The sequence below is a fragment of the Acinetobacter sp. T_3_1 genome, assembly GCF_025377055.1.
GTDB lineage: Bacteria > Pseudomonadota > Gammaproteobacteria > Pseudomonadales > Moraxellaceae > Acinetobacter > Acinetobacter kookii.
Window position 1 is genome coordinate 1 of the sequence record NZ_JACHVD010000010.1, and the last position, 12711, is coordinate 12711.

Below are 12711 nucleotides of genomic sequence, written 5' to 3' on the forward strand. Positions count from 1 at the left end.
AATAAGACCAAACGCAAAGTCATAACAGTTGTGCTGGCGACCATAGCAAGAGTGAACCACCTGATCCCTTCCCGAACTCAGAAGTGAAACCTCTTAGCGCTGATGGTAGTGTGGGATTACCCATGTGAGAGTAAGTCATCGCCAGCTCATTATTCGAAAGCCCCTGCCAAGTGCAGGGGCTTTTTTTATGCATGTAAATTATTAAAACCTGAAGATCATTATTGAATTGATGGGTAATATTTATAAAGCTAGATTTTATCTTTTAAGTAAATTATTAATTTATAAAAATATTTATCATTAACTTTTTATATTTTATCGAAAATATGACTAAAAAATCCGTAAATTTGTATATTTTTTATGTGTATCTATGATATAAAAATTAAAACGGCACAAAAATTGCTTGTAAGGCGTGCTTTTATAAATAGCAGTTAAAAAGAGTAGGATAGTATGAAGTTATCGGTTGGATTAAAAGTTGCAAACTCCTTGTCACTGACACCGCAGTTACAACAAGCCATTCGTTTGCTTCAACTTTCTAGCCTTGAGCTAGAGCAAGAAATCCAAATTCAACTTGATAGTAACCCCTTATTGGAAAAAGTAGAAGAGCAATCTTCGATTGAAAGCCTATCTGTCTTACAAGATCAAGAACGTGACAGTAAAGATTTAACCAATGAGCTGAATGCAAACCATCTTCCGGATGATCTACCTGTGGATACTGATTGGGATGATGTCTATACCCATCAACCGACCAGTCTGGGTTCCCCTGAATATGAAGAACGAGAAGACAATCGCCAAGGACATTTGGGTTTAAAAGAGCATGTACTCGAGCAGATTAATTTATTGCATTTTTCTGCTGTGGATCGCCTCATCGCGCACTGTATTGTAGATTCTTTAGATGAAAAAGGTTTTTTAGATGCTGAAATTGCCGAAATCACGGCATCTGTGCAGCATTTATTGGAAACGATGGATTATGAAGATGAGGTGGAAGATGATGAAGTTCTTGTTGTCTTAAAACATATTCAACATCTGGACCCTCCAGGTGTGGCATCGCGTAATCTGGCAGAATGTTTATTGGTGCAACTCGAAAGCTTACCTGTACATCAAGCTTATCGTTGTGAAGCGATAAAATTGTTAAATCATTATGAGTTACTCATTTCAAATGAATTACCGAAATTGGTTAAACAAACCGGTTTGAATCCTGAGCAATTGAAATGTGCAGTTGATCTGTTAAAGACCTTAAAAGCCTATCCGGGACTGGAGTTTGAAGAAAAAGATTCTGATTATCAGATTCCCGATGTGGTGGTCATGAAAAAGAATGATCATTGGCAAGTGCAGTTAAATCCGGATGTGATGCCCAAATTAAGGATTAATTCTTTTTATGCCAGTATGATTAAGCGTGCAGATCAAAGTAACGACAATCAATATTTACGCAATCAAATGCTGGATGCCAAAAATTTTATTAAAAGTGTCGATGAGCGTCATAAAACCTTATTAAAAGTGGCCACCTGTATTGTAGAACATCAAAAAATGTTTTTGGAAATTGGTGCGGAAGGGATGAAACCTTTAGTGCTGCGTGATATTGCAGAAGAGGTGGAGTTGCATGAGTCTACTGTCTCGCGTGTAACGACCAACAAATTTATGCTGACACCGCGGGGGTTGTTTGAACTGAAATATTTCTTCTCCAGTCATGTAGCCACGACTTCTGGTGGAGAAGCATCTTCCATTGCGATTCGCGCAAAAATTAAAAAGTTAATTTCCGAAGAGAATCCACGAAAGCCTTTATCTGACAATATTATTGCCAATTTGTTAAAACAAGATGGTATTGATGTAGCACGCCGGACAGTTGCTAAATATCGAGAGTCGTTACATATTCCTTCATCTTCTGAACGAAAAGTCTTGATCTAATTTTAAAAATCTGATTATTCTAGGGATTCATTATGACAACATAATGAATCTTTTTTCTTTTAAAGGTGTGGTTGAAATGATTTAAAGTGTGAATTGCAGAATTCTGAGTTCTTTCAGTAGATCGTTTCGGCTATGACTTTAACTAATCCTAAAGAAGGTGAGGGATAGAATTATGCAAATAACAATTCGTGGTCATCACTTAACTATCACCCCTGCAATTGAAGATAATATCCGATTAAAATTTGCTGAAATGACCAAACATTTGGACCAGGTCAATAGTATGCAGGTAAAATTGACCAAAGATCATCAAGTGGACAAACGTTCAAGAAAAGGAAGTTTAAATCATATAGCTGAAGCGATTATTCGTGTACCGGGGGCAGAATTGTTTGCACAGGCAACAGCTGATGATATGTATACATCAATAAAAAAATTAACAGAAAAACTGAAAAGACAGTTGCATAAGCATAGAAAAATGCAGGTTGCAGCCCCATCTTTAATGGCATAGTTCGGTTTTTGAACAAAAAGAGGTTTTTTATGACCTCTTTTTTTATATATTAAATGTTATAGCTTAATGATTTATTTTTCATATTTATAGTAAAATGGCAGGTTTTTACACCGTTGGTCCTATAAGAGGTCTTTGTGATGAATAGTGAACAGCTCACTGAAATTTTAAAAGCTGCTTTTCCAGAGGCTGAAGTTGCAGTTAGTGGGCAAGGCGGGAAATTTGATCTTCGCATTGTAGACGAACAATTTGAAGGCAAACGTCCGGTGGCACGCCAACAGACAGTTTATGCTCCGTTAAATTCATATATTGCCAGCGGTGAAGTACATGCGGTAACTATTCGTGCAATGACCAAAGAAGAATGGCGTAAAGCAAGCTTATTCGGAGCTTAGAACTAGATGGATAAATTTTTAATTCAGGGCGGTGTTAAGCTCGAAGGTGAAGTGCGTATTTCGGGTGCAAAAAATGCAGCACTTCCATTGCTTGCTGCAATGATTCTCCCTGAAACTCCCACCACATTAACCAATGTTCCAAATCTTAAGGATGTGAACACGTTGGTAAAACTGATTGCTGGTCTGGGTGTTCAAATTTCTTATGAAGGCGATACTGTTAAAGCAGATACGTCTACATTAGATAATCAGTTTGCCCCATATGAACTGGTCAAAACCATGCGTGCATCCATTTTGGTGCTTGGTCCATTATTGGCGCGCTATGGCAGTGCAAAAGTATCTCTTCCTGGTGGATGTGCCATTGGTTCACGCCCAGTCGATCAACATTTAAAAGCATTGGAAGCTTTGGGTGCTGAAATTGAAGTTGAAGCGGGTTATGTCCATGCCAAAGTTGATGGTCGTCTTAAAGGTGGCGAAGTTGTCTTTGATATGGTGACTGTGGGTGGTACGGAAAATATTTTGATGGCAGCCGTATTGGCCGATGGTGTCACTACAATCCGTAATGCAGCACGTGAACCTGAAATTACCGATCTTGCACAAATGCTGATTAAAATGGGTGCAAAAATCGAAGGTTTGGATACCGACACTTTAGTCGTTACAGGTGTTGAGCATTTACATGGCTGTGAATATGCAGTGGTTGCGGACCGTATTGAAACAGGTTCGTATCTGGCTGCTGCGGCAATTACCGGTGGTAAAGTCAAAACCACGCATACCGATCCAGCACTACTTGAAGCAGTTTTAGACAAATTTGAAGAAATGGGCGCAGAAGTGACCCGTGGCGATGACTGGATTGAACTGGATATGATGGGGAAACGTCCGAAAGCCGTAAGCTTCCAGACGTTGCCGCATCCAGAATTTCCAACCGATATGCAAGCCCAGATTATGGCGGTCAACGCGATTGGTCGTGGCTTTGCGACAATTTCTGAAACGATTTTTGAAAACCGTTTTATGCATGTACCTGAATTGGCACGTATGGGCGCAAATATTCAGGTTGAAGGTAATGATGCAGTGGTTACAGGTGTGGAAAAACTTTCAGCTGCTCCTGTAATGGCGACAGATTTACGTGCTTCTTTCTCTTTGGTTCTGGCTGCATTGGCTGCTGAAGGTGAAACCCTGATTGACCGTATTTATCATATTGACCGCGGTTATGAAGATGTTGAAGCGAAGTTACAAGGTTTAGGTGCCCAAATTAAGCGAGTAAGTTAATGAGCGATATGAGAAACGATGATCCAAACTTTGACGTTATGGGCAATTTTGATCATGGTTTAACTTTAGCATTAAGTAAGGGACGTATTTTAAAAGAAACTTTACCTCTGCTAGAAACAGCAGGAATTAATTTACTGGAAGATCCGGATAAATCCCGTAAATTGATTTTTCCAACTACCCATAAACAGGTGCGTATTTTAATTTTACGCGCTTCTGATGTACCGACCTATGTGGAAAATGGTGCAGCGGATTTGGGTGTTGCGGGTAAAGACGTGCTGATGGAGCATGGTGCGCAAAACGTCTATGAACCACTCGACTTGAAAATTGCCAACTGTAAACTCATGACAGCGGGTAAAGTGGGTATGGAACGTCCGAAAGGCCGTTTAAAAATTGCCACTAAATATGTGAATCTTACACGTCAATACTATGCCAGCCTGGGCGAACAAGTCGACGTCATCAAGCTTTACGGTTCGATGGAACTTGCGCCACTGGTGGGTTTGGGTGATTACATTGTTGACGTGGTCGATACGGGTAATACCCTGCGTGCCAATGGTTTAGAGCCTTTGGAAGAAATCTGCAAAGTCTCTTCTCGCTTGATTGTAAATAAAGCGAGTTTCAAGCGTAAGCAAACTTTATTGAACCCGATTCTGGCACAGCTTGAAAAAGCAGTGGAAGAACGCGAAAGCAAAAAATAAGTTTTTGCATCTCAATATGAAAAACCGTCATTTTGTGGCGGTTTTTTTATGCCTGTTTTTATCATCCCTAGCTAAACCCAGATTTATTCGATAATTCACAAAGTAATTTCCTATGAAACTGTGTGAATAGATGTGTGATTGATACCCACAAAGTTTGGGAAACAAGGTAAACTAAACTTTTCCAATTCAAACCTTGTGGGTAAATTGATGCGACGTTTATCGACTCAAGATCAAAGCTTTAAACAGGCCTTTGCAGACTTGTTGGCTTTTGAGACAGTTAGTGATCCTGAACTTTTAAAAACCGTAGACCAAATCATTGCTGATGTGCGTCAGCATGGTGATGCTCATGTTCTTAAACTCACTCAACAGTTCGATCGACATCCAGCGCATCAATTTTCTGATCTAGAACTTACTCAAGAACAACTCAAAGCGGCTTTTGAAGGTTTAACGACAGAAGTTCGCCAAGCTCTGGAGTTGGCTGCAAACCGTATTCGTGAATTCCACCAGGCGCAAAAGCAGGATGGATGGACCTATGTTGATGCTTTGGGAAATACTTTAGGGCAAAAAATTACCCCGCTGGATCGAGTCGGTATTTATGTGCCGGGCGGTTTGGCATCGTATCCATCTTCTGTATTGATGAATGCCGTTCCTGCACATGTGGCGGGTGTGCCAGAAATTATCATGGTGGTTCCGGCGCCGAATGGTGAACTCAATCCATTGGTATTGGCAGCGGCATATCTGGCTGGGGTGCATCGTGTATTTACCATTGGTGGGGCACAAGCGGTTGCCGCATTGGCTTATGGAACGGAAACGATTCCTCCTGTCGATAAAATTACCGGCCCAGGTAACCGTTTCGTGGCAGCAGCTAAACGTGCCGTATTTGGCCAGGTTGGTATCGACATGATTGCAGGGCCGTCTGAAATTCTGGTATATGCAGAAGGTCAGAATAATCCGAAATGGCTGGCAATGGATTTATTGTCACAAGCTGAGCATGATACGGTTGCCCAAGCAGTTTTCATCACACCCGATGAACAGCTTTTAAACGACGTTGAACAGGCGATTGAAGAACATCTGGCTGCTTTGCCAAAAGCTGAAATTGCCCGTACTTCAATTGCCAACCGTGGGGCTTTGATTTTGGTGAAAGATCGTCAGGAAGCGATTGACCTCATCAACCAGGTCGCGCCAGAACATTTAGAGCTTTGCCTGGACGAAGCTGAAGAAATGTCAGAAAGCATCCGCCATGCCGGTGCCATCTTCATGGGGCGTTATACGCCTGAAGCCATTGGTGATTATTGCGCGGGTCCAAACCATGTGTTGCCGACCTCAGGCACAGCACGTTTCTCATCACCGCTTGGCGTATATGATTTTCAGAAGCGTTCCAGTCTGATCATGTGCTCGCAAGAAGGCGTGAAAACTTTAGCGAAAACAGCCGATATCCTGGCGCAACAGGAAAATCTGGATGCCCATGCACGCTCGGCACGTTATCGTTATCACGATTAACCTCTCCCTAACCCTCTCCTGAAAGGAGAGGGTATGTCATCTAATTTAAACTAATGAAATTTATATGGTTTTAATAGAATGGCAAATATGGAAAAATTGAAATATTGATTAAATTTATTTACCAATGAAAAGTTCCTCTCTATGGGAGAGGTTAGGAGAGGGTAAAATAGACTTTCTCCTAGCGATAAATATTTTCTCGATAGTTTTTTAAAGAGGGAATTTTGGTAAATAGCGAATGAGAAAATAAAATGTCGACCATCACCACAGAACAAATGCGTTTTTGGAGTCCTGAAGTACGTGAACTCGAACCTTACGTGCCAGGTGAACAACCCAAAATCCAAAATCTTCTAAAATTAAATACCAATGAAAATCCCTATCCGCCATCATCAAAAGTGGTAGAAGCGGTTCAGGCGGTATTGGCAAATTCAGCAGATGTGCTGCGTTTATATCCAGACCCGGATGCATCCGCTTTAAAACAGGCCATTGCCAAACAGCAACATGTTGACGTGAGTCATGTGTTTGTAGGTAATGGTTCTGATGAAGTATTGGCGCACATCTTCAAGGCATTTTTTGTCCAGGAATTGCCAATCCTGTATCCGGACATTACTTACAGTTTTTATCCGGTTTATAGTCAGTTCTTTGGGGTAAAAACCAAAGTTTTGCCATTGAATGATGATTTTGAAATTGTGGTGGATGATTATAAACAGCCTAATGGCGGGATTATCATTACCAACCCGAATGCGCCGACCAGTATCGCACTTGGTTTGTCAGCCATTGAAGAGGTTCTTCAGGCCAATCCCGATTCAGTGGTTGTCATTGATGAAGCTTATGTCGATTTTGGCGCTGAATCTGCGGTTGCATTGGTTGAGAAATACGATAACTTGGTGGTTTGCCAAACGACTTCTAAATCACGCTCCTTAGCAGGCTTACGTGTCGGTTTTGCCATTGCTCAGCCACATCTCATCGCTGCCCTTGAAGCGGTGAAAAACAGTTTTAACTCCTATCCGATCGATCGTTTTGCGATTGCAGCGGCTGTAGCATCTTTTGAAGATCAGGAATATTTTGAGGCACAAAATGAGAAAGTAATTGCCAGCCGTGAAAAGTTGGTTGCTCAACTGGCTGAGCTTGGCTTTAAAGTCTTGCCATCGAGTGCAAACTTTATTTTTGCCTCACTGTCATCAAAAGATGCAGGTGAATTGGCTGCTGAATTACGTGAACGTGGCATCATCGTACGTTATTTCAATAAGCCGCGTATCAACCAGTTCCTGCGTATTACTATCGGTACGGACGAGCAAAACCAGCGTTTAGTAGATACATTGAAAAATGATATTCTGGCTTAATCTCCCCAAATCCCTTTTTTGTAAAGAGGAGATTTCCTCCCTTTACTAAAAGGGAGGTTAGGAGGGATTTAAAAAAAAGCGATTCTATTGAATCGCTTTTTTTACTTATTCAGGTGTGTACCACGTGTTGAGCAAATTCAGCATGGCTTCGACTTTATCAAAACATTCCTGATACTCAGCATCGCAATCTGATGCAATGGTGATACCGCCACCTGCCCAGACAGAAACATCATCCTGATATTTTTGAATCGAGCGAATCAGAATATTCCATGAACCTGTGCCATCAAAATTAAAATAACCCATCGAACCGCAGTAGGCTCCACGTGGAGCACCTTCAAGCTCCTCTATAATTTGCATGGCACGAATTTTGGGTGCGCCAGTGATCGAACCACCCGGCAGGGCAGACATGAGCACATGAAAAGGATTGATATCTTCCCTTAAAGTGGCAGTGACTTCACTGACCATATGGTGAACTTGATTAAACGACTCAATTTCAAAAAGTTTTGGTGTTTTCACCGATCCTGTTTCAGCGTATACACTCAAATCATTACGCAGTAAATCTACAATCATCACATTTTCGGCTTGGTCTTTTTTAGAGTGAATTAAGCTTTGCTTGGATTGTTCATCGAGTACAGCATCTTGATATCGCGGCATGGTGCCTTTAATTGGTTTTGTGGTGATTTTCCGATTTGCTTCAAATTCGATAAACAGTTCGGGAGAACAGCTGAGTAATTCAAAATCATCAATTTTGACATAACCCGAATAAGGTGCATCCGTCAGTTGCCAAAATGCGTCTGCTGTATCGAGTAATAAACCTCGTGCTTTGGCGGTAAATTCTTGAGTCAAATTAATCTGATAACAGTCACCTGCCCGAATGTAATCCTGAACCCGTTTAAAGGCATTCACATACTGTTTTTTATTCCAACGTGGAGTACAAGAGTGTGTAAGCGTAAATGTTTGATTTTCTTTAATGAAGCTATTTTTGTTTTGCAAGGCATCTTGAAGTATCTGAAATATCGCTTCAGCATCATGTTCATGGCTAAAAAAAGTCCAGCCCTGATCGGTCAGTTTAATATAGCTGCAATAAATGCCTAAAAATAAAGAGGGCTGGTTTTTGGATTGAATGTTAACCTGTTGCTGGGCCGCTTCATCATAACTGATAAAGCCGATTAAACCACCATTGAAGTCAGAAGAATGGTTTTGCAAACCCTGTTTAAAAAAATGATTGAAATCAATAGGTTCATTTTTTTGCTGATATTGGTTTAACGATATTCTGGTAAATTTCTGAATTTTTTTATTGTGCACGAGCATATATTCAGAGGCTAAAAAAGCAATGACAGGTTGCTTTACATTTTTTAAGTAAACCACATGGTTAAGATGTGATAGGCATAAAAGAATTTCAGTAGGATTAAGCTGTTGTTTGGTCAGCAATTTTTGAAAAAAAACAGGCTTATTCATACGGTGTGACTTTAAAAATTCGATACATAGATAGACTATTCTATAACATTGTTGGTGCATAAAAACTGTAAATACCGTTTATCGGTAACATGCAGATTGCGACCAACAGCAGTTGAACAAAAAATGACAGCCATATAATTTAACTAGGGCAAACCAGCTGCTCAAGGAAAGCCTCACGATTGTCAAAAAATAAAAAACAATCAGTGAAATCGAGTAGTTAACAATCAAAAAAATAATACTCTTGGGAGAGTACGAAATGAAAAAATTTACTAAACTTGCTTTAGTTTCTTCATTAGCAATCAGCGCAAACGCGATGGCAATGCAAGCAATGGATGATGCTTCATTGGGTGCGACTACTGGTCAAGATGGTATTAACATCGGGATTGGTATTTCTAAAATCACTATCGATAAATTATATGTTCATGATAATGACGGTTTATCAACAACTGCAAAAAATACTATAACTGGTACTAAGGTAGTAATCGATACTACTACTACTCCACCTACACCTGGTTTTGCAGCAAACGCACTTGTTTCTGAGACAGCAATTGCAGGTGGTACAGGGAATGCTGGTGCAATTGTTATCAAAGGTAATGGTAAAGCTGGTCATATCAATGAAACTCAAGGTCTTGTAATTACAGCGAACAGTGATGCATTACTTGCTTCACATAATTTGGCCGATTTACAAATTGATTCTGATGCTGGTACTGGCACAAATGGTGCATTTATCAATATTGCGGCTCAAGTGTCTGGTTTGAGCATTAATATTGGTGAAATTGGTGTAACAGCATCTAATACTGTTCCAGCATCTACTGCTTCATCAATCCGTCGTGGTGGTCAAGAGACGACAAATTATAATGCTATTTTATCTGGTCTTACTTTGAAAACTGGACAAATGGCAGCGAATATCCAACTGGGTGCAGCGCCTCAAGGTGCAATGGTTAAATTAAATACCGTGATGAAAGGTGGTCTTGAAATTCTTGATCTAGGTATTTTGGATAACTCAACTAAAACGGGTTCAGGTGATGGGACTGCGGGTAACCGTGCAGCTGGTGAAATCTTTGTTGAGAGCATTAAGGTTGCAGATGCAAACTCTACTGATTTGACTATCAACCAAAATATTAGCGTAATTGGTAAAGAAGGTACGAATAATGGTTATATCCGCATGGTAAGTTCTTCTGGTCCAATTGATAACTATGTAAAAGGTATTCATTTAGGTAGCCGTACTGCTGGCTCTATTGGTGATATTGAAGTACAAGGTCTTCAAACTTACTATAGTACAGCCATTGGTTCTTATACCCAAGGTTCTATGATTACGATTGCTGGTCGTTAATTCTGGATTGAAAAAAGCGCGTGTTTACACGCGCTTTTTTTTACAAAAATAATGTGAAATTTTTCAAAAAAACTAAAAAAAAGCTGTCTTTTTTTATAAAAAAGGTTATCTTTCTTTTACATGGATGTAGAGTATAAGCTCTAAAAAAATAATGAACAAAGGCACGTCATGCCGATAACTAGAAAAGTTAAAAGATATGTTAGAGATCGCGTTAGGCTCGGCATTGATGTATTACGCTGCCAAAGAAGCCTTTGAAATTAAGAAAAAGCCAGCGGAAGCTGTGTATTACACTGAAACCTTAGATTCTCGCCACGATTCATTCACTCGAATGCATAGAGAGGCAGTCCTCATTAAACCTGCTGTAGAAGATCAATTTAGGGGTATTGTCCGTCAAGCCTATGACTATAGTTGTGGATCAGCTGCATTAACGACCTTGTTGAATGGTTATGTTGATGTTGGTGTAAACATGACAGAACAACAAGTCATGAATGGTTTACTTAAATTTGGTGAAACCGAGAAAATTGTTGAACGCCGCAGTTTTTCTCTTTTAGATATGAAGCGCTTTGTTGGGGCAATCGGTTTTGAAAGCGGGGGATACAAAGGCGAATTTTCCGATTTGGTTCAGCAAGGTCAACCAGCAATTGTTCCGATTTCCTATGCAGGTTTTAAGCATTTTGTAGTGTTTAAAGCATATAAGAATGGGCGTGTGTATGTGGCTGACCCTGCACTGGGTAATATCAGTTTTGATGAAACACGTTTTAAAGATATCTGGGAAAACAACACCCTGTTTTTAATTAATGTTGCCCCTGAAAAAAGAAAAAATTTATTGGCACTTCAGGATACAGACTTACGACATGTCGAAGATGCAACGGTGAATCGCTATGCATTCGTTGACATTCAATATCCGCAGTTCTATATGGATAAAATTGCAGATAAAGCCTCAACAATTCGTTTAGACAAGAATTTAAATGAAGACTCAGAAAAATTCGGGGAATCGACATATAATTTTTTACGTCTTTATTACAAAAGTAAATAAAGTATAAAAGTAGCAGATTAAAAAAATAAAAATGGTGGGATGGAATATGAATCGTAAATGGATGAACAAAACTTTATTGGCTTTGAGTGTTCAAATGGCAATAGGGGTGGCATATGCCGCAGAGGAACCTGCACTTGGAGAATATGAGGTTGTAGATCAACAGGAAACTGCAGTTGAATCTACAGCGTCACAGTCTACAGATGCGCAAGCAGTAGCAGCGGTAGATGCAGGAGAACAGTCAGCACTCGGTGAGTATGAGGCAGTTGATGAACAAGTGGATGAGTCAACAGCAACCCCATCTGTCGATAGTAGTACAGTAGCGCAGCCACAACCTGTTAATGCAAATGAACAAGCTTCTTCTGCCTTGCAGCAGCAAGAAGGGGATGCAAGTAAAGAAGCAAACCTGCAAGAAGTTTTCACTTCAAATGAAAGACAATATTCATTAATTAAAAAAGGTGAAATTTCATCTTATTATGATATTGATTATACTTATTATCGTGATACACAGATTGATGCTGAAATGGCGAGCGGTCAACTGTATCAACTTCGTGTTCAAGAAAATGCAACTCACTCTGTTACCAATACGTTTACAGCGCAGTATGGCATTTTAGATAATTTGACTTTCACTGCTTCACTACCTTTAGTCGCTAAAACAGATTTATTAAAAGATACCTCTGCAGCAGGTCTAGGTGATATTTCCTTTGGAGCACGTTGGGAACCTTTCCCACTAAAAGCTGGCAGGCTACCACTGATCTTATTCGGTAATATTTCTACTAAAACGGGTGACAGCCCTTATGAAGTGAATGCCACAGATGATTTAGCAACAGGTAAAGGTTATTACTCTGCAGGGATTGGTGCGAGTACACGTAAATATATCGATCCAGTGGTTTTGTTTGCTTCTGTATCTGCAAACTATGGCTTTAAAGAAACTGGTTTAAATCAGCGTCGTGGTATACGGGTACTGGAGGAGTTTGAACCTGGGATTAGTGGCGGTTTTGCCTTAGGTTTTGCTTATTCATTTAACTATGATGTGTCTATGACCATGTCATACCAGCAAAGCTTTAATACCGGTTCAGAATTTACCTATAGTTCGGGTGAAAGCTATTCTCCGGCTGATCAGACCAGTTCTACTTTAGCAATTTCACTCGGTGTGCGTGTTTCACCAGAGACCATTGTTAACGGAACTGTGGGCATAGGCTTAACAGAAGATGCACCAGATGTATCGTTAGGTTTGTCATTCCCACTTGATATTTTAGGTTTCGGTAAGAAACTTCGCTAAGAGGGCAGTCG

General features: G+C 40.1%; 11 protein-coding genes and 1 rRNA gene. 11 read left to right on the plus strand and 1 reads right to left on the minus strand.

Translation table 11 applies throughout. The features are described from left to right. Positions 1-32 precede the first annotated feature (32 nt). From rrf to hisC, 8 genes are all read left to right on the plus strand, one after another. A 5S ribosomal RNA gene (rrf, locus tag H4I94_RS10475) occupies positions 33-147 on the plus strand. A 300-nt stretch (positions 148-447) separates the two neighbouring features. After that, complete coding sequence (locus H4I94_RS10480) at positions 448-1902, plus strand: RNA polymerase factor sigma-54 (protein ID WP_261183069.1); 1455 nt, start codon at positions 448-450, stop codon at positions 1900-1902. A 172-nt stretch (positions 1903-2074) separates the two neighbouring features. Then, on the plus strand, positions 2075-2407 hold the full coding sequence (gene hpf, locus H4I94_RS10485; protein WP_092818931.1) for a ribosome hibernation-promoting factor, HPF/YfiA family: 333 nt from the start codon (positions 2075-2077) through the stop codon (positions 2405-2407). A gap of 137 nt (positions 2408-2544) precedes the next feature. Then, positions 2545-2796 (plus strand): BolA family iron metabolism protein IbaG, encoded by a 252-nt coding sequence (ibaG, locus tag H4I94_RS10490; protein WP_004650949.1) that lies wholly within the window; start codon positions 2545-2547, stop codon positions 2794-2796. A gap of 6 nt (positions 2797-2802) precedes the next feature. Continuing rightward, positions 2803-4059 carry a UDP-N-acetylglucosamine 1-carboxyvinyltransferase gene (gene murA / locus H4I94_RS10495; protein WP_131274691.1) on the plus strand — a complete coding sequence of 419 codons (1257 nt, stop codon included), beginning with the start codon at positions 2803-2805 and terminating at the stop codon, positions 4057-4059. After that, positions 4059-4754, plus strand: coding sequence for an ATP phosphoribosyltransferase (gene hisG / locus H4I94_RS10500; protein ID WP_086194235.1), 696 nt, complete (start codon positions 4059-4061; stop codon positions 4752-4754). Before murA ends, hisG begins: the two co-directional genes overlap by 1 nt. A 195-nt stretch (positions 4755-4949) precedes the next feature. Further along, complete coding sequence (gene hisD, locus H4I94_RS10505) at positions 4950-6254, plus strand: histidinol dehydrogenase (RefSeq protein WP_261183070.1); 1305 nt, start codon at positions 4950-4952, stop codon at positions 6252-6254. Positions 6255-6502: 248 nt separating this feature from the next. Continuing rightward, the gene (gene hisC / locus H4I94_RS10510; RefSeq protein ID WP_131274686.1) at positions 6503-7594 is read left to right on the plus strand and encodes a histidinol-phosphate transaminase; all 1092 of its coding nucleotides are present in this window, start codon (positions 6503-6505) and stop codon (positions 7592-7594) included. A 105-nt stretch (positions 7595-7699) separates the two neighbouring features. On the opposite strand, the gene H4I94_RS10515 is transcribed toward hisC, so the two are convergent. Beyond that, a complete protein-coding gene (locus tag H4I94_RS10515) occupies positions 7700-9052 on the minus strand; it encodes an anthranilate synthase component I family protein (RefSeq protein WP_261183071.1) in 1353 nt (450 codons plus the stop codon). A gap of 256 nt (positions 9053-9308) precedes the next feature. Between H4I94_RS10515 and H4I94_RS10520 the strand changes: the two genes are divergently transcribed. The 3 genes from H4I94_RS10520 to H4I94_RS10530 all read left to right on the plus strand — a co-directional run bounded on the left by H4I94_RS10520 (position 9309) and on the right by H4I94_RS10530 (position 12700). Beyond that, positions 9309-10385, plus strand: a complete 1077-nt coding sequence (locus H4I94_RS10520; protein WP_131274682.1) for a DUF6160 family protein — start codon at positions 9309-9311, stop codon at positions 10383-10385. Between the two features lie 196 nt (positions 10386-10581). Then, positions 10582-11421, plus strand: coding sequence for a C39 family peptidase (locus H4I94_RS10525; protein ID WP_131274680.1), 840 nt, complete (start codon positions 10582-10584; stop codon positions 11419-11421). Positions 11422-11467: 46 nt separating this feature from the next. Then, the gene (locus H4I94_RS10530) at positions 11468-12700 is read left to right on the plus strand and encodes a hypothetical protein (RefSeq protein WP_261183072.1); all 1233 of its coding nucleotides are present in this window, start codon (positions 11468-11470) and stop codon (positions 12698-12700) included. Positions 12701-12711 lie beyond the last annotated feature (11 nt).